17 protein-coding genes and 1 pseudogene are annotated in these 17,825 nt (G+C 40.2%); 15 read left to right on the forward strand and 3 right to left on the reverse strand.

Annotation, left to right across the window (positions count from 1 at the left end; all coding sequences use genetic code 11):
• Positions 1-198 precede the first annotated feature (198 nt).
• From nirB to V8V91_RS15685, 15 genes and pseudogenes are all read left to right on the forward strand, one after another.
• A pseudogene (nirB, locus tag V8V91_RS15615) lies at positions 199-2,704 on the forward strand (nitrite reductase large subunit NirB).
• A 5-nt stretch (positions 2,705-2,709) separates the two neighbouring features.
• The gene (locus tag V8V91_RS15620; protein ID WP_373396050.1) at positions 2,710-2,904 is read left to right on the forward strand and encodes a hypothetical protein; all 195 of its coding nucleotides are present in this window, start codon (positions 2,710-2,712) and stop codon (positions 2,902-2,904) included.
• Positions 2,841-3,134, forward strand: coding sequence for a nitrite reductase small subunit NirD (gene nirD, locus V8V91_RS15625; RefSeq protein WP_373400720.1), 294 nt, complete (start codon positions 2,841-2,843; stop codon positions 3,132-3,134). The genes V8V91_RS15620 and nirD overlap by 64 nt, the downstream gene beginning before the upstream one ends.
• Complete coding sequence (locus V8V91_RS15630) at positions 3,097-3,678, forward strand: DUF4202 domain-containing protein (protein WP_373396052.1); 582 nt, start codon at positions 3,097-3,099, stop codon at positions 3,676-3,678. The genes nirD and V8V91_RS15630 overlap by 38 nt, the downstream gene beginning before the upstream one ends.
• Positions 3,679-3,681: 3 nt before the next feature.
• Positions 3,682-5,493, forward strand: a complete 1,812-nt coding sequence (locus tag V8V91_RS15635) for an ATP-binding protein (RefSeq protein WP_373396053.1) — start codon at positions 3,682-3,684, stop codon at positions 5,491-5,493.
• Positions 5,494-5,551: 58 nt separating this feature from the next.
• Positions 5,552-6,214 carry a response regulator gene (locus V8V91_RS15640; RefSeq protein WP_373396055.1) on the forward strand — a complete coding sequence of 221 codons (663 nt, stop codon included), beginning with the start codon at positions 5,552-5,554 and terminating at the stop codon, positions 6,212-6,214.
• 139 nt (positions 6,215-6,353) lie between these two features.
• The gene (locus V8V91_RS15645; protein ID WP_373396057.1) at positions 6,354-7,778 is read left to right on the forward strand and encodes an MFS transporter; all 1,425 of its coding nucleotides are present in this window, start codon (positions 6,354-6,356) and stop codon (positions 7,776-7,778) included.
• A gap of 100 nt (positions 7,779-7,878) precedes the next feature.
• Positions 7,879-8,391, forward strand: a complete 513-nt coding sequence (locus V8V91_RS15650) for a molybdopterin-dependent oxidoreductase (protein WP_373396059.1) — start codon at positions 7,879-7,881, stop codon at positions 8,389-8,391.
• Positions 8,392-8,413: 22 nt separating this feature from the next.
• Positions 8,414-9,727 carry a molybdopterin oxidoreductase family protein gene (locus V8V91_RS15655; RefSeq protein WP_373396061.1) on the forward strand — a complete coding sequence of 438 codons (1,314 nt, stop codon included), beginning with the start codon at positions 8,414-8,416 and terminating at the stop codon, positions 9,725-9,727.
• Positions 9,724-10,440 (forward strand): molybdopterin dinucleotide binding domain-containing protein, encoded by a 717-nt coding sequence (locus V8V91_RS15660; RefSeq protein WP_373396064.1) that lies wholly within the window; start codon positions 9,724-9,726, stop codon positions 10,438-10,440. Before V8V91_RS15655 ends, V8V91_RS15660 begins: the two co-directional genes overlap by 4 nt.
• On the forward strand, positions 10,440-11,399 hold the full coding sequence (locus V8V91_RS15665) for an FAD-dependent oxidoreductase (protein WP_373396065.1): 960 nt from the start codon (positions 10,440-10,442) through the stop codon (positions 11,397-11,399). Before V8V91_RS15660 ends, V8V91_RS15665 begins: the two co-directional genes overlap by 1 nt.
• Positions 11,396-12,838: a rubredoxin gene (locus V8V91_RS15670; RefSeq protein WP_373396066.1), complete on the forward strand. Its 1,443-nt coding sequence runs from the start codon at positions 11,396-11,398 to the stop codon at positions 12,836-12,838. Before V8V91_RS15665 ends, V8V91_RS15670 begins: the two co-directional genes overlap by 4 nt.
• 144 nt (positions 12,839-12,982) lie before the next feature.
• Positions 12,983-14,155, forward strand: a complete 1,173-nt coding sequence (locus tag V8V91_RS15675) for an alginate export family protein (RefSeq protein ID WP_373396067.1) — start codon at positions 12,983-12,985, stop codon at positions 14,153-14,155.
• A 190-nt stretch (positions 14,156-14,345) separates the two neighbouring features.
• Entirely contained in the window at positions 14,346-14,720 is a 375-nt protein-coding gene (locus V8V91_RS15680; protein ID WP_373400721.1) for a DUF3703 domain-containing protein, read from the forward strand.
• A gap of 224 nt (positions 14,721-14,944) precedes the next feature.
• Positions 14,945-15,355, forward strand: a complete 411-nt coding sequence (locus tag V8V91_RS15685; RefSeq protein ID WP_373396068.1) for a hypothetical protein — start codon at positions 14,945-14,947, stop codon at positions 15,353-15,355.
• Between the two features lie 144 nt (positions 15,356-15,499).
• Here V8V91_RS15685 and V8V91_RS15690 read toward each other — a convergent pair whose 3' ends face one another.
• Genes V8V91_RS15690 through moaCB form a run of 3 tightly spaced genes read right to left on the reverse strand, consistent with a single transcriptional unit; the run spans position 15,500 to position 17,416 of the window.
• Positions 15,500-16,297 (reverse strand): GTP 3',8-cyclase MoaA, encoded by a 798-nt coding sequence (locus tag V8V91_RS15690; protein ID WP_373396069.1) that lies wholly within the window; start codon positions 16,295-16,297, stop codon positions 15,500-15,502.
• Entirely contained in the window at positions 16,294-16,515 is a 222-nt protein-coding gene (locus tag V8V91_RS15695) for a hypothetical protein (RefSeq protein WP_373396071.1), read from the reverse strand. The genes V8V91_RS15690 and V8V91_RS15695 overlap by 4 nt, the downstream gene beginning before the upstream one ends.
• On the reverse strand, positions 16,499-17,416 hold the full coding sequence (gene moaCB, locus V8V91_RS15700) for a bifunctional molybdenum cofactor biosynthesis protein MoaC/MoaB (protein ID WP_373396073.1): 918 nt from the start codon (positions 17,414-17,416) through the stop codon (positions 16,499-16,501). Before moaCB ends, V8V91_RS15695 begins: the two co-directional genes overlap by 17 nt.
• Between the last annotated feature and the right edge of the window lie 409 nt (positions 17,417-17,825).

The following is a 17,825-nucleotide window of genomic DNA, read 5'->3' on the forward strand; positions in this document are numbered from 1 at the left end:
TCTTAATATTAATTTTTATAGGTATACGTAGATTCATTTACCGCAAGCTAAAAGTTCTCAAAATCAGCAATCAAGCCCATTTTAAAGAATTACATTAAAAATTATAGACAATTATTACGTACTATATCTTATTTTTTTCATTATCATTTGTTTTAAATTACGTATTTATACTTATATTTGAGTCTAAATTACGTAGACATGAAAAAAGTTATCATCGTAGGTAATGGAATGGTCGGGTTTAAGTTTTGCGAAAAATTGATCGCGCACCCAGATCGATCGAAATTTGATATCTTGGTTTTCGGAGAAGAGCCAAGACCAGCGTATGACAGGGTTCACTTAAGTGAATATTTTGCCCTGAAATCCTCTGAACCATTGTTATTGGCTCCAAGAACTTGGTACGAAGAGAACAAGATCCAACTTAGAACTTCGGAAATGATCTCTGAAATAGATACAATCGCCAAAAGGGTAGTATCCCATAAAAACGAGACTTTTCACTATGATTACTTAATACTGGCTACTGGTTCCTCTCCATTTATTCCTCCTTTAAATGGAGTCTCCAAGCCAGGCGTTTTTATTTATAGAACCATTGAGGATTTAGAAGCAATTGAGGTATATGCCAAAAAATGAAATCCCAAGGACGATTTAAAGCAGCTATTTTGGGCGGGGGATTGTTAGGTCTTGAAGCAGCAAATGCAACTAAAGAACTTGGGATGGATACGCATGTGATTGAATTTGCCCCTCGATTAATGCCAAGGCAGCTGGATCAGCCCGCCAGTGAATTACTGATTTCAAAGATTGAAGATTTGGGTATACAAGTTCACCTTAGCAAAAACTCCAAAGAAATTTTAGGAGAAGCCGAAATAACTGGAATCGAATTCCAGGATGGAGAAACTTTACCTATTGATATGTTGGTAATTTCTGCTGGAATTAGACCCAGAGACGAACTGGCCATCAAATCAGGTCTGGTAACCGGAACAAGAGGAGGAATAGAAGTGAACAACAAAATGCAAACTTCAGATCATTCTGTGTTTGCCATAGGGGAAGTCGCCTTATACAATAATGGAATCTATGGTTTGGTGGCTCCGGGGTATGAAATGGCAAGTGTAGCCGTAGATCAAATCACAGGAGGCTCCAAAGTCATGAGTCCCTCCATCGATATGTCCACCAAACTCAAGCTGGTAGGTACTGAGGTTGCATCTTTTGGAGACCCATTTATAGAGGGAGTAGAGGCAATTCCTATCATTTATGAAAATAAACAGAAAGGTATTTATAAAAGAATCAATATCTCAAATGATGGTAATAGACTCTTGGGTGGAATCCTAGTAGGTGATGCCTCAGATTACAACTCCTTGTTTCAGCTCTACATCAATGGCATCAAACTTCCTGAAAATGCGGAAGACTTAATTTTAGGTGCCCGTGGGGGAGAAAGCGCTGCTTTAGGCTCAGTTTTGGACCTTCCAGATTCTGCACAAATCTGTTCCTGTGAATCTGTCAGCAAAGGAACGATCTGTGATTCATTAAAATCCGGCGCTTGTACCAATTTAATGGACATCGTAAAAGCTACCAAAGCCTCCAGCTGCTGTGGCGGATGTAAACCCATGGTGATGGATTTAGTCAACGAGACATTAAAATCCATGGGACAGAAAGTGAAAGAAACCGTTTGTGAGCACTTCGAATACAGCAGACAAGAACTCTATGACCTCATCAAAATCAACAAAATTTCTGGTTATGATGAAGCTTTGGACAAATATGGCAAAGGTCATGGCTGCGAAATATGCAAGCCGGTCATGGCATCTATTTTTGCCAGTATTTTCATGGAAACCGCCAATCGACAAGTTCCTATTCAAGATTCCAACGATCGATTTCTGGCCAATATTCAGAGAAATGGAACCTATTCCGTGGTACCAAGAGTACCAGGAGGAGAAATCACTCCTGAAAAGCTGGTGGTACTTGGTCAGGTAGCCAAAAAATATGACCTCTACACTAAAATTACCGGTGGTCAAAGAATTGATTTATTCGGAGCCCAATTACATGAGCTCCCTATGATTTGGAAAGAACTGATTGATGCAGGGTTTGAAAGTGGCCACGCCTATGGCAAATCACTACGTACCGTCAAAAGCTGCGTGGGTTCTACCTGGTGCCGCTATGGAATGCATGACAGCGTGAGCTTTGCAATCCGTATAGAAGAAAGATATAAAGGTCTTAGGTCTCCACATAAATTGAAAGGCGGGGTATCAGGCTGTATACGGGAATGTGCTGAAGCAAGAGGCAAAGATTTTGGAATTATAGCTGTAGAAGGTGGGTGGAACCTTTACGTATGTGGAAATGGTGGAGCGACACCGAAGCATGCTGTTCTGCTTGCCTCTCAGCTTGATGATGAAACTTGTATCAAATACCTAGATCGCTTCTTGATCTATTACATACGCACAGCAGCACCATTGATGCGAACTGCACCATGGTTGGATAAATTGGATGGCGGAATTGATTACTTGAAAAAGTAGTAGTGGAAGATTCGCTAGGGTTAGGAGAAGAACTTGAAAATGAAATGGAGGAATTGGTTCAAAAATATGCTTGTGAATGGAAAGAAGCCATTGAAAACCCTGACATGATGAAGCGTTTCAAACACTTCATCAACACAGATGAAAAAGACGATCAATTAGTATTTGTACCAATGCGTGAACAAAAAATGCCAAAACCTTGGTAATCCCTATGGAAGAATTACTCAAAACCTATCAAACTGTCACCACCCAAGAGGTCATCAATTGGGTAGCTGTAGGAAAACCCGAAGATTTCCCTGAAAACGGAGGGGATGCGTCAAGTATAAAAGCAAACAAGTGGCTGTGTTCTACTTTAAAAGAACAGATTCCTGGTTTGCCTGCCAAAATCTTTGTCCACATAAAATAGAAATGGTGCTTTCCAGAGGAATGATCGGAGATGCAGCAGGAATCCCCAAGGTAGCTTGTCCACTTCATAAAAAGACATTTTCGTTGGAAGATGGCAGTAACCTAAATGGGGAAGACTATAGCATCGCTACTTATCCGGTTAAAATAGAAGGGGAAATGTATATATTGGTTTTGCGGATTAAACCAATTTCAAATGAACACCTATCAAAAAGCTATTGCCAAAATCGATGAAATCAATGCAGAGGATCCCATCAAAGAGTTAGATCAGGGAGAGGAAATCTCAAAGGAACTTTTGTATTCAAAGAGGATGACGGCCAAATTGGATGCATTTGAACCCAATGCACCGGAATATTTGAAAATTGCAACAAGAGCCCAGCACATTGAAAGGTGGAAAATCCCAAGATCAGAATACCCCATGGATCGGGTAGGATATCTGAGATGGAGGGAGGAATTAAAAAAGATGCATGCGGAAATCACTGCCGGTATCCTGGAAGAAGTGGGATATGATCAGGATTTCATCGCCAAAGTCACCCATTTGATTCGCAAAAAGCAATTGAAAACCGATGAAGAAACACAGACTTTAGAAGACGTGATCTGCCTGGTTTTTCTAGAAAATTATTTTGAGGATTTTGCTGCAAAACACGAAAAAAAGAAAATCATCGATATCCTTCAAAAAACCTGGGGGAAAATGTCGGAAAGAGGCCATCAAGCGGCACTCCAATTAACCTTTTCACAAGAAAGCCTACAACTAATCAAAGAAGCAGTTTTAGAATAAAAAATGGCTCAGAATACCAAACCCTTAGATCAATATACTTTCAACAGGCTTCGACGTTTATACATCATCGCTTTGGGAGCCATTGCCATTTCCCTGTTGACAAGTCAGTTTTTGATACGAAGCTATCTCAACGATCAGGAAGATGACAGTAAATTGATCAATGTGGCTGGACGTCAACGGATGTTGAGTCAAAAGCTGACCAAAGAGGTCTTATTATTGAGGATCAATGGACCTCAACACCAAAGGAGTTCCCTCATAGATTCCATCAACCATACCAAATTGGAATGGCAAAATGCTCATCAAGCCTTGCAGTTCGGAAATGAGGCAATGGGCTTGGAAGCCGGAAACAGCAAAGAAATCACGGAAATGTTTGAGGCAATCCAGCCATCCTTTGACAAGGTCATCAGCTCCACCAATCAATTAATAGACTTCGCCCAATCCGCTGAAGAAGATCCGTTGGCCATTGACCAGGAATTACAAACCCTACAATTAGCAGCCTCTTCTTTTTTGACCCAAATGGAAGAAATCGTAAACCAATATGATGATGAAGCAAAGGAAAAAGTCTCCCAGCTTAGAAAATTGGAAATTGGGATTACGGTATTTACCCTTTTTATATTACTCTGCGAGTTTTTGATCATATTCTGGCCCTCAGCGAAAGCCATGAAATTAAGTATCCGTGAATTACTTGAGGCAGAGAAGAAAGCCATTAAAATGGCCAAAGATGCAGATCTACTTTCACAGTCCAAAGAAAAATCAGTACGTGAACTGAGAGCATTAAGTCAGGCCATGGACGAAATTCTTCTATTTGCAAGGATCACTCCCGAAGGTTATATCACTCACATGGGAGACCAGTTTTCGAGATTGCTTCAGGTAAAAAAATATAATCTAAATGCGAAGTTTTCCGAGATCATTTCAATTCATGAAAATGAACAATTGATGATGGATAGGATCATTGCTGAAAACAAAAAATCAGGTTGGCAAGGAGAAATAAAGGCAACGAACAAAGAAGGAAAAGAAATTTGGCTGGATTTTTCCATGCTCCCTTTCAGTTCTGGAGAGGACAAATCTGAGCTCATCATCGTTTGCTTGGATATTACCAAACGGAAAGAAGCCATGCTGGAGGTAGAACGGTTGACAAAAGCCAGTTTTGAAGAAAAAATGCAGCAGCAAAAGATCCTGAGCAGACAGATTATTGAAAATCAAGAAAATGAGCAAAACCGAATCGCCAAAGATATTCATGATGGGATTGGTCAAATGCTCACAGGGTTAAAATATTTGCTGGAAAGTGTAGAACTGGAAAACCCAACTCAAGCAAAAGAGAAAATAGAGAAATTAAAATTGCTCACCTCCAATATCATCAAAGGAGTCCGGACAGCCACTTTCAACCTGACCCCTCCCGAACTCAAAGATTATGGAATTGTGCCTGCATTGACAGAACTTACCCAGGAACTAGAAAAATTGACGGACAAGCATATTGTTTTATTTAATAAAACTGACTTTAACCAACGACTGGATTCCTTGGTAGAAATCAATTTATACCGAATCACACAAGAAGCGATTAACAATGCCATCAAATATGCGGATTCTACACATATCATCGTCACCATTTCGCATAGTGAATCTATCCTCAGTATTATAGTAGATGATAATGGCAAAGGCTTCGATAAAAGCAAGCTGAAACCTAAGCCAGATAAAGATGGTGGGATGGGTTTGACCTTTATGCAAGAAAGAATCAATTACATCAATGGAAGGTTATTTATCAACTCTTCACCCAATGAGGGAACAAGAGTCACTTTGAATGTTCCTTTGAATTAAATCACTAGACTTTTATACGTAAATTTGCTTATTTTACTACGTATTAACTTTAGAACCCATGACTCCAACCCAAATAGTCCTTGCTGATGATCACGAGTTAGTTCGTGATGGAATAAGATCCCTTTTAGAGAACGAAACTGGTTTTGAGGTAATTGCAGAAGCTGCAGACGGAGTAGAAGCACTTCAGGTAATTGCCAAAAAGCAGCCTGACCTGTTGATTGTAGACATTCGTATGCCGAATATGAATGGAATCGAGGTAGTAAGACAATTGACGGAAAAATATCCAAAGGTAAAAAAACTGGTACTATCCATGCATGATTCAGAAGAATATGTGGTCGAGTCCATTGAAGCTGGAGCAGACGGGTACCTATTGAAAGGGTCCTCCAAATCTGAATTTTTAAAGGCATTAAACACCATTGCAGAGGGAGGAAAGTATTTTACAGGAGACGTTTCTGCTATTATCATCAATAATTTCGTAGGTGGAAAGCCAAAACCAAGTCCAAAGCCTGAAGCAGTCCCAGAAGAATTGGCAGCTTTAACCAATCGGGAAAAACAGATTTTGGAGTTGATTTTGGAAGGGAAAGGCAATAATGAAATTGCAGAAGCTCTCAAGATCAGTAAAAGAACAGCAGAAGTACACCGCTTCAATTTGATGAAAAAACTCAATGTGAAAAACCTGATCGAACTTACCAATAAGTCAAAAGAGCTTCACTTAATATAAACTACGTATTAATTACGTATTAAAAAGGCCTATTTCGCTGATATAGGCCTTTTTTATATTATATATCTAAATTATTTACGTATTTATTTTACGTAATAAGTATTTTTACTTACTTTTATGAAAGATAAAATTAAGTAAAATGAAAAATCACATCTCACACAAAGCGACACGTTTGAATCTCAGAGATATCAAGAGTGTCCCAATCCGGACTTTCTGGATTACTTCGCTGGCGTTCTTCATTTGTTTTTTTGCTTGGTTTGGGATCGTCCCATTTATGCCCGATGTGGTAAGGGATTTGGGCCTGACTCCTGCACAAAAGTGGAACGCAACGGTTCTGGCAGTAGCAGGTACTGTATTTGCCAGATTATTGATCGGAAAATTATGTGATAAATATGGTCCAAGATTATGCTATACCTGGCTATTAATCCTTGGATCCATTCCTGTAATTCTTAGCGGGTTGGTACAAACCCCGATGCAGTTTTACTTATGTCGCTTATTCACTGGTTTTATCGGAGCTTCTTTTGTGATCACACAAGTACACACTTCCTTGATGTTCGCATCCAATGTAGTAGGCACAGCTAATGCAACCTCTGCAGGATGGGGTAATTTGGGAGGTGGGGCCAACCGTCTTGGAATGCCAATCATCGCAGCTCTTGTCATCAGTTTTGGAATTGCCGAGGGAGATGCATGGAGGTATTCCATGGTCATTGCTGGAATCGTTTGTTTCCTGACCGGATTACTTTACTACTTTTTCACCAAAGATACTCCTGAGGGAAATTATTCGGAACTTGCGGCAAAGGGTGTTGATATCCCTAAAAAGAAAAAAGATTCGGTAGGATTCCTTGAAACTCTCAAAGATTATAGAGTATGGGTATTGTTCATTGTCTATGCCGCTTGTTTTGGAATTGAATTGACTGTCTATGGTACCATGGACGATTACCTACAGAATACCTTCCAGTTGGAAAGAATTACTGCTGGTAATATCGTTTTATCCTTTGCTTTAATGAACATTTTCGCGAGAACCCTGGGAGGATTCTTCGGAGATAAATTCGGAAAATTAAATGGATTAAAGGGAAGAGTTTGGTTTTTGGCAGTGATTCTGGTGGCAGAAGGCCTGATGTTGAGCGTGTTCTCTTTGGCTACCAGTCTGGTGGCAGGCATCACACTCCTCGTATTATTTAGCCTCACCGTACAAATGGCCGAAGGTGCTACCTTTTCAGTAGTCCCATTCATCAATCGAAAAGCAATTGGCTCTATTTCTGGGATTGTGGGAGCAGGCGGAAACTTTGGAGCGTTTTTGGCAGCTTTATTTTTGAGTTCTAAATCAGCTGTGGCTGAGAAAGCAGCACTATTGGCAAGTGAATCACTTAGTGCAGAAGCAGCGGCGGCAGCCCAATCGGCAGCAGCGGCATCTGCAGTTTCCAGCGGATTCCTCTCCATTGGTGCCATGATCGTCTTGGCTGGAGCGATTACCCTGATTATCAAATTCAGCACAGAAGATGAAAGGGAAGCAAAAGTGGAGCTAGAAAAATTACAACCTGAACTGATTCCAATCGAGAAATAATTGTCACATCACTAAAGTAAAGCTCCTTGAAACTGGCATTCTAGCTTTCAAGGAGCTATTTTGAATTTTATTGCTTTACAACCTATCAAACCTAAACCACGTGATTTCCAGCAAAAAAATCAAAACCACTTGTTCTTACTGCGGTGTTGGCTGTGGGATTGTGGCCAGCGTCAATCAACAAGATAAAGTGCTAGTGGAAGGAGACAAAGACCATCCGGTAAATGGTGGCATGCTATGTAGCAAAGGCATGAACCTTCACTATGTAGTAAATGACACTTCGGACAGAATTCTTTACCCTGAAATGCGTTGGAGTAAATCCCATCATTTAGAGAGAGTTTCCTGGGATGATGCTTTGGACCGGGCTGCAGGTGTTTTCAAATCCCTGATCCAAAAGCATGGACCTGATAGCGTGGGTTTCTATGTTTCGGGCCAATGTCTAACTGAGGAATACTACATCGCCAATAAATTGGTCAAGGGTTTCTTAGGCACCAATAACATCGATACCAACTCCAGACTCTGCATGAGCTCTGCAGTAGTGGCGCATAAAAAAACTTTTGGTGAAGATTCTGTTCCAATCTCGTATGATGACATTGAGCTGGCAGATGTTTTTTGATAGCTGGTGCCAATCCAGCCTGGTGTCATCCTATTTTATTCAGAAGGCTAGAAAAACACAAAGAAAAAATCCGAATGTCAAAGTCATTGTGGTAGATCCCAGGAAAACAGATTCGGCAAATTTTGCGGATTTACACTTACAATTGATTCCTGGGACGGATATTATCCTGTATAATGCCATTGGAAGGAGATTGATAGAAACCGGGTTTGTAGATCAAAATTTCATTGATAATCATACAGAAAATTACCTGAAATATAGAAAGCAGGTCATGTCTGTGTCGCTGAGCAATGCCTCTAAATTGTGTGGTGTTTCCATCGATGACATCAGAATGGCAGCAGATTTAATCGGAACCTCCGGTGGTTTCATAAGCATGTGGGCCATGGGTTTGAACCAAAGCTCCGTCGGAACCGACAAAAATTTTTCACTCCTGAATTTATCCTTGGTAACAGGCAGAATAGGGACACCAGGAAATGGACCTTTCTCATTGACCGGCCAACCCAATGCCATGGGAGGAAGGGAAGTGGGAGGAATGGCCAGCCTACTTGCAGTACATAAAGACCTTTCCAATCCCCAGCATAGACAAGAAGTGGCTGATTTCTGGGGTGTAGATAAAATCTCTCCAACTCCGGGATTTTCTGCTACAGAAATGTTTGATGCTTTGGAATCCGGGAAAATGAAAGCTGTTTGGATCATTTGTACCAACCCCATGGTCAGTCTTCCCAACCTCAAAAGAATGGAAAAGGCCTTGGCCAATGCCAAGTTTGTGGTAGTACAGGATATTTCCCATAAATCTGATACGGTGGCATTTGCAGACTTAATCCTTCCTGCCGCAGGATGGTTGGAAAAAGAAGGCACCATGACTAATTCAGAACGCAGAATCTCTTACCTAAACAAGGGAATTAATCCTCCAGGTGAGGCTCGTCCTGATGTGGAAATTCTATGTGATTTTGCAAAACGAATGGGCTTTCGGGGATTCAACTTTACCAATGCAGAGGAAATTTATGAAGAGTACGCCGCAATGACCAAAGGGACCTCCATTGATATTTCATTCCTTAATTATGATCGATTAAAAAATGAAGGGACTTTTCAGTGGCCAGTACCAGAGTACAGGCATACAGGAACACCCCGTTTATTTTCAGATCATAAATTTTACACTCCCTCAGGTAAAGCCATCTTTAATATTCCTGAACAAATTGAAAATACTTCCGAAAAACCCAGTAAAGATTATCCGTTAATTCTCACCACTGGTAGAATTAGAGATCAATGGCATACTATGACCAAAACGGAAAGGTTTCCAGGTTACGAACTCATTATTCTCACCCAGTTTTGGAAATGAACTCTGTAGATGCCTATATCGACAAGGTGAAAGAAGGGGATGTGGTAGAAATAAAAAGTAAAAATGGTGTCGTCCGCGTTCGGGCGAAAATCTCAAAAAATATTCGAGAGGGAGTTGTTTTCCTCCCTATGCATTGGGGTAAGCAACTTCAAAATGACTTGAATCGAGCCAATAACCTCACATTTACCCGTTTGGATCCCCAATCCAAGGAGCCCGATTTTAAATACACTACCGTATCAGTAAAAAAGTATAAAAAACCTCAAGAAAAGATTGTCGTCATCGGAGCAGGTGCCGCAGCCTTTCGGTTTATACAAAACTACCGGGAACATAATGAACAAGACCCCATACATGTCTTTTCAAAAGAGCCATATCCCTTTTACAATCGGGTGCTGTTACCGGAATATGTCACCGAAGAACTTACTTGGGAACAACTCCAAAAAATCAAAGAGCAAGAACTTAAAAAGCTCAAAATTAATCTTCACATCGGTCTTTCTATAGATAAGATCGATCCGATCAAACAATTGGTATTGGATTCTGAAGGAAATGAATACCCATTTGACAAATTGATCATGGCTACTGGCAGCCGGGCTTTTGTGCCTAAAGATGCCCAATTGGATCTACCGGGAAGATTTACGATGCGAAATAAAACCGATGCAGACCGATTCAAAGAGTATTTAAATTCCACCAATTTGGCTCCGGAAACCAACACGTAGTGATTGTGGGAGGCGGTTTGCTGGGATTGGAATTAGCCGCTGCTTTACAGCATACCCTTGTAAAAGTAACCATCATTCAGAGAGGATCCCGATTAATGGAGCGGCAGCTCGATCCTACTTCAAGTAAACTGCTGGCTTTGGATGTTCAAGAACGGGGAATTCATATCTATTTCGACAATGAAGTGAGTACGGTGTTCGACGAGGAGGAAGGTAAAAGCCTGAGCATTACCCTAAAAAGCGGAAAAATTATCCAAGCAAATGCAATAGTATATGCAATTGGAACGCAGCCTAATATAAAGATTGCACGTGACAGTGGAATTATTTGTGGAAGAGGTGTAAAAGTGAATCAGCATTTACAATCTAACTTCCCAAATATTTTTGCCATTGGAGAAATTGCAGAATACAATAATCAGCTGTTTGGCATCACTTCTGCGGCAGAAGAACAAGCAGGTATTTTAGCGAACTATATTGCTGGTGATGTAAGTAGCTCTTATGATGGCTCTGTTTTAATGAATATTTTGAAATTCAAGGATCTTGAACTTTGTAGCATTGGAGATATTTTCATTCCTGAAAATGATGACAGCTATGAAGAAATTGTGTTTACTGATATCAGCCGTAGATATTATAAAAAATGCATTGTCAAGGATGACCTTTTGGTAGGCGCTGTCTTGATGGGAGATAAAAATGAATTTGCCGAATTCAAGACCTTGATTGAAAATCGGATTGAATTATCGGAAAAGCGAAAAAGCCTTTTGATGGGCTCCTCTGAAACCCGACCTGTAATCGGTAAATTAGTTTGTAGCTGTAGTCGGGTTGGGGAGGGAAATATCCAAGAAACCATTGCTGGAGGATGCACTGATTTCAGTGCTCTCTGTACTCAAACAGGTGCAGGGCTTGGCTGTGGAAGCTGTAAAACTGAGGTCCGGGAAATTCTCAATCAATCCAAGGTATTAGTATGAAGCAGTCATTTTCAAGAGTTGTCGTCAAAGGTGGAGTTTTATCTCCTGCAGAATTAAAACAAATTTTGGAACTGGCTGAAAATGCAGGATTGGACACCATTTCTTTGGGTTCCAGGCAAGATATTCTATTCATCAGTGATGAAAAGGAAACTGAAATTCCTCCACAGGACAAATTTCAGATTATTTCTCCTCAGCAAGAAGGTGCCGAAAATATCGTCTCCTCTTACGTTTCTGCAGATATTTTCTCCAATACTCCATGGCTCACTGGAGATCGGTATTTATATATTTTGGAGCAATTTCGGCAGAAAACTGATTTAAAAATCAACATTACTGATCCGCGCCAACGACTCGTTCCTCTTTTTACCGGGCATTTGAATTTCATTGCTTCCGAGCATGAAGATTATTGGTACCTCTATGTAAGACTTCCTGAATGGGAAAAAACAGAAATGTATCCCGCCTTAATTTTTAGCTGGGATCTAGCAAAAGTTGCGGTGGCCATTGAAGATCTTCTAATTGAGGAGCCAGATTCAACAGACATGCTTTTTGAATTGGTGAATGATGCGGTGGATACCAACAATAGAACAGTTGACCACCCTTTGGAAATCCCCTTCTATCTATTTCCTTATTATGAAGGGATCAATAGAGTGGGAGCCGATAGTTATTGGTTAGGATTGTATTGGCGAAACAATAAATATTACACCGAGTTTTTGAAAGTGCTCTGCGATCTATGTGCGGATTGTAAAATCGGGAAAATTTCCATCACTCCATGGAAATCTTTAATCATCAAGGGGATTCCGGAGAAACAAAAATGGGAATGGGAAAAACTCTTGGGAAAATATGGGATCAATGTACGCCACTCCATGTTGGAGCTAAACTGGCATTTACCTGTCAACAACAAGTCAGCCCTAGAACTCAAAGAATACTTAGTCTCCAACTTCGATAAACAAGACATCAGTACCTATGGACTGACTTTTGGAATTACTGATTATACCAAGAAAGCGTACTATTTTACTTCCATAGTCATTGAGAAAAACCTCCCACCAAAAGGGTTAGAAGAACTAAATATCCGAAGTACTTACAATCTTTTGTACGCAAAGAATTTCGACCCCAATACACAGGAATACATTGTGCATGTTCAGGAAGTAGACAAAGTGGAGTTGCCAGGCCTATTGATTGAACTCAGTAAAATGTATTTTGATCAATTGGGTAATGAGCCTGCAAAACAAGAAAAGCCAATCACACCCAAAGAATTCGTAATCACCGAAGTCTACCAATGCAAGGATTGCCTGACCATTTATGATTCCAACTATGGGGACCTGACTCAAAACATTCCTCCAGACACTTCCTTTGACAAATTACCTGATACATATTGCTGTCCGATTTGCGAAGCCCCCAAAAGTAATTTCGTTCAAAAGAAATTTTCAAAGCAAGTAGACTAACCCATTGGTTACCAACACCCTGGGAAAGAGCGAATCTATTCTTCTGTTTTATCAAGATTGAATTAAATACGTAATAAATACGTATTTAATTGTTTATATATTAAGTATTATTACTTATTTTTATACGTATAAACTACTCAACCTATGAAACGGATTCTTACCTTCTTCCTGCTGACCTTATGTTATGCTCAGCTTTCCCAAGCCCAGACCTTTACTCTGGATGCAGATATTCGACCCAGATTTGAATACCGGCATGGATTTGGAAATTTATTTCCTGATGATGCAAAGGCTGCTGCTTTTGTCACCCAAAGATCCAGGCTCAATTTGGGTTATCAGGACACGAAACTGAAAGTATTTATGAGTGTACAAGATGTTAGTACCTGGGGAGACACTCGGCAATTGGCCATCAACGATGAAAATGGCTCCTTTTCCCTTTTTCAAGCTTGGTTAAGTTATTCTTTTACGGAAAACTGGGCACTAAAACTCGGGAGACAGGTAATTTCTTACGATGATCAACGAATTCTTGGTGGAGTAGATTGGGCAATGCAGGGAAGATTCCACGATGCAGCCATGCTAAAATTCTCCAAGAATAAGTTCGATATGGATTTGGCATTTGCTTTTAATCAGGAAAATCAAAAAATCAATGGTTCAGATTATACCATCAATGGCTTTTTCTCTTATAAAGTGATGCAAATGGGCCATTTTCAGAAGACTTGGGACCAAGGATCTATCAGCTTTCTATTCATGAATAATGGTTTTCAGAAATATACTGAAGGTGCAAATCCCCTTCCTGACGGCATCTTCTATAGACAAACCACCGGAACATATTTCAACCTTCCCGTCAGTTTCTTCACCCTAACAGGTTCTGCATACCTGCAAACCGGAAAAGCGACTGCCAACACCGACCTATCTGCCTATCAATACATGTTGGAGGCTAAATTTAAGCCTGGTAAAGTGAATTTGACACTAGGTTTTGAATCGTTGAGCGGTACAGATCAAGGAGGAGAAGAAAAGAATAAATCCTTCTTTCCATTATATGGAACCAACCATAAGTTCAACGGGTATATGGATTACTTTTATGTAGGAAACCATGCCAATAGCGTTGGTTTAAATAATATTTATGGGAAAATAGCATCGCCTATCGGCAAAAGTTCAAGCTTAGGAATGGACATCCATTTCTTTTCTTCCCAAGCCCAACTTGGGGATAATCAAGAAGGCTATTTAGGAACTGAATTGGATCTGGTTTTTAACAAAACCATTTCTAAAAACATCAAAATGGCCATGGGATATTCCCAACTTTTGCTTCAGAAAGTATGAGTGCTATCAAAGGAGGAATTACTTCTGAAAACACCAATAACTGGGGCTGGGTACAATTAATCGTCAATCCCAGACTCTTAAGCTATACTTTTAAAGAAGATTAAAAGATTCTATTTCTTCAGATACTGTTCATCCAAAAATGAATAAATTGGCAGAACTAATGGAGCAAAAACCTCCATCAGTTCTGCCCATGAAATTCTATACCCATATTCCAATAAGTCTAAAACCATTTTTTGAACAGGAACTGGTACTATACAAACTCCAATATGAGAACGGCTATTTACAATCTGCTTGGCATCATTTGGAACGGGCACATATTATTGGGCAGCGATACCCCTATGAACATAGCTACGTTCACTGGAAAATGTTACAGTTTGGGCTTCGCATCAAAAGTACCAAAGAGATTTTTGGACAAATTCCTCGCTTGTTGGTAGGAGGGGTAAAATCCTTTGTAGGAAAAGTCCCGGTTGGTAATCCTGGAGGAGCCAACGTACCACCACTAAAACCATTCCCGATTGACCAAGAACTACAGGCTATATTTTTAAAAGCTGGAGTAAACCATTAAAAGCCCAGTTGATCAGGATTTACATCCAAGTATTTCTAGCCGGACTTTAAAAAAGATTGAAAATCTTAGGATCCAGATTCTAGTTTGCATACCGAAATTATCGGCACTCGAAGGGAGGGGGGGAGGCTCAGGAAAATTTTTATCTCGGCCAGAATAACTGATTGTTTCAATTTTTTCCTTAGTTTCAACGAAACTCTTATTTTAAAATTTCCTGGCTTATAAAAATGAATGAACTTGCAGCTATTGGTAGAAAACGTACCATTCTTATTTCCATCAGTTTATTAATGGTTTCTCTTCATACCATTTACTTTTACCAAGTTTCCGTGCCTGAATTTGAATCTAAAAAACTAATCCAACAGATTATTCGATTCATATTGACTATCGGCTTATTACTGGCTGTATATCAAGGGAAACATTGGGCCAAAAATGCTTCAATTGTGCTATTCTCCCTAGGAATTATTGGAGCAATATATGGATTGACCAAATTCGAAAGTCTATCCATCAACATGACGCCTTTCTTTGTCATGATTTTCGTGTTTGGTATGGCTGTCCATCATTTTGGTCTTTCAAAAAGTTTCAAAGCATTTCAACACTTCCAAAATTCAAAAGACCTCAATCCTCCTATAAAAGAATAAATCAGCTATTCAGGATTTCAAATCCTGAACCTATATCAGCGGATTTCAAATCCGGATTTTAGAATAAAGATTAGAAATCTTAAGACCAAGCCTCGGGATTGAAAATCTCGAAGAGCAGAATGATAATTTAAAAAACATCAATTCTCACCCCCCAATCGCGATCATACTGCGATTATCGGAATGCAAGTCTGGATCGGACAGTTTTTCCAAATTATCCATCCCGGCACGAACGGCCTTTTTATGAAAAATGGATTCCAAAATCAGTTGTTCCACATCTTCCCCTGCCCGTAAAGCAGTCAGCAAATCGGTTTCCTGATTGGAAAAAAGACAGTTTTTAATGCGGCCATTGGCGGTTAGGCGGATACGATTACAAGTTCCACAGAATGGATTGGTCACAGATGAAATTACCCCAAAATCTCCCTGAAATTCCTTAATCTTGAATTTTCGGGCTGTCAGATTATCCTCATCCGGTAAGGAAATCAAGTTTTCTGATCCAAAAGCAGCACCCACTTCTGCGAGCACTTCCTGTTCGGATACCATTTTGGATCGATCCCATTTGTTTCCATCAAAAGGCATAAACTCAATAAATCGAGCAGAAATCGGCAAGTCTTTGGTAAATCGCACAAAGTCCACCACCTCGTCATCATTCAGTCCTTTCATCAGTACGATATTCAACTTCACCTCAAAGTCTTCCCGGATAAACAAGTCCAGGTTATCTAGGGTCTTCTGATAACCTGATCTCCGGGTGATTTCCTTGAAACGCTCTTCTTTCAGGGTATCTAAGCTAAAATTGACTTTTTTAAGTCCATGCTTCTTGAATACGGGAAGAAAGCGATCAGCCAAAATCCCATTCGTGGTAATGGATAGATCCACATCAAATTGAGACAATCGGCTTAAAATATCTTCAAAATCCTTTCGAAGCAGGGGTTCACCACCCGTCAAGCGGATCTTTTTACTCCTAATCTCACAAAAGTTCTAGCCAGACTTTCAATCTCCTCAGCATTCATGATGTATTTGGAAGGCGTCAATGGAATTCCCTCCTCCGGCATGCAATACTTGCAACGCAAATTGCATTTCTCGATCAGAGAAATCCGGAGATAGTCGTGTTTCCTACCAAATTGATCTTTGAGTACCTGAAGTTGTTCAGTCTGCTGTTTCATGCTGAGCTCCTTTCAAGATTTTAAATACATGTAATAAATGCGGGAATACCGCATCCATGGATTCTTTTGCGCCATTGGTGCTACCTGGCAGCGCCAAAATCAAAGCATCCCCAATCGTACCAGCCACAGATCTCGACAACATGGCATAAGGCATTATTTTCTGTCCATAGCTTCGAATGGCTTCTTCGATCCCCGGAATTCTTCTTTCCAAGATAGGTTCCAAGGCTTCAGGAGTTACATCTCTTTTTGAAAGGCCTGTTCCTCCGGTGAAAATGATCAATTTATTGGTATCTGCATATTCCAAAGCCTTTTGACGGATCAGTTCCAACTCATCGGGAATCACCTCATATGAGGATATTTCCACCTCCATGGATTTGAGTTTCTCTACAATGGCTTTTCCTGCTGCATCTTCCTTGATTCCTTTGGAAATAGAATCCGAACAAACAACCACAGCACCATTGATTGTTTTTGGGTGCTGCTGCTTAAAGCTACTTTTGCCTCCTTTTTTCTCGACTAACCCTACTTCTCGGATGACAATTCCCTTGTCGATCGGCTTGAGCATATCGTACATGGTCAAAGCAATCACAGATGCACCATGCATAGCTTCTACTTCTACCCCTGTTTTATAAACCGTTTTCACGGTAATGTAAATATGAATTTCCAATCCTTGGATATCGTATTCTACCGCGGTGTATTCAATGGGAAGGGGGTGACAGTCTGGTATGGTGATGTGGGTATTTTTCACGGCAAACAGCCCCGCCACTTTCGCCATTTCAAAGACATTGCCCTTAGGTACTTTATTTTCGACCACTGCTGTGATGGTTTCAGGCATGCTGACTTGAACAATGGCCTTAGCCTTCGCAACTCTTAGTGTGGTTATTTTATGTGTAATGTCTACCATTTCTATATTTTACTGTCCTCGATCCCGATAATTATCGTAGACGCTCGGACTGACTTTGTTTTGACTGACCAAGTTTCAGTTTTTTCACTGTATCCTTTTGTCTTTCCTCTCTGCCTTCTGCGACTGAAAACTGTCCTAAATGTCTTCGACTTCGCTCAGATTGACAAAATTTTAAGACTTCCGATTTCAGCATTCTCACTTTATACTTCAAACTTCCACTGACCACTGCCTACCGAAAACTGAATACTTCTTTATACTTCTGACTTCAGCTTTCAGACTTTTCATTCTGCTGTCTACCACTGTTAACTGAAAACATCTCACCTTAATTGCTAAATATATTAGGGCTATGATCCCGATAATTATCGTAGACGCTCGGACTGACTTTGTTTTGACTGACCAAGTTTCAGCT

Source organism: Algoriphagus halophilus (assembly GCF_041729275.1).
In the GTDB taxonomy this organism is placed as follows: Bacteria; Bacteroidota; Bacteroidia; order Cytophagales; family Cyclobacteriaceae; genus Algoriphagus; species Algoriphagus halophilus_A.

Bases quoted from the DNA above. Each gene is read 5' to 3' on its own strand.
- V8V91_RS15620 (WP_373396050.1), top strand. From the start codon at position 2,710: ATGGAAGAATTACTCAAAACCTATCAAACTGTCACCACCCAAGAGGTC.
- V8V91_RS15630 (WP_373396052.1), top strand. From the start codon at position 3,097: ATGAACACCTATCAAAAAGCTATTGCCAAAATCGATGAAATCAATGCA.
- V8V91_RS15635 (WP_373396053.1), top strand. From the start codon at position 3,682: ATGGCTCAGAATACCAAACCCTTAGATCAATATACTTTCAACAGGCTT.
- V8V91_RS15640 (WP_373396055.1), top strand. From the start codon at position 5,552: ATGACTCCAACCCAAATAGTCCTTGCTGATGATCACGAGTTAGTTCGT.
- V8V91_RS15645 (WP_373396057.1), top strand. From the start codon at position 6,354: ATGAAAAATCACATCTCACACAAAGCGACACGTTTGAATCTCAGAGAT.
- V8V91_RS15660 (WP_373396064.1), top strand. From the start codon at position 9,724: ATGAACTCTGTAGATGCCTATATCGACAAGGTGAAAGAAGGGGATGTG.
- V8V91_RS15670 (WP_373396066.1), top strand. From the start codon at position 11,396: ATGAAGCAGTCATTTTCAAGAGTTGTCGTCAAAGGTGGAGTTTTATCT.
- V8V91_RS15675 (WP_373396067.1), top strand. From the start codon at position 12,983: ATGAAACGGATTCTTACCTTCTTCCTGCTGACCTTATGTTATGCTCAG.
- V8V91_RS15680 (WP_373400721.1), top strand. From the start codon at position 14,346: ATGAAATTCTATACCCATATTCCAATAAGTCTAAAACCATTTTTTGAA.
- V8V91_RS15685 (WP_373396068.1), top strand. From the start codon at position 14,945: ATGAATGAACTTGCAGCTATTGGTAGAAAACGTACCATTCTTATTTCC.
- V8V91_RS15695 (WP_373396071.1), bottom strand. From the start codon at position 16,515: ATGAAACAGCAGACTGAACAACTTCAGGTACTCAAAGATCAATTTGGT.
- moaCB (WP_373396073.1), bottom strand. From the start codon at position 17,416: ATGGTAGACATTACACATAAAATAACCACACTAAGAGTTGCGAAGGCT.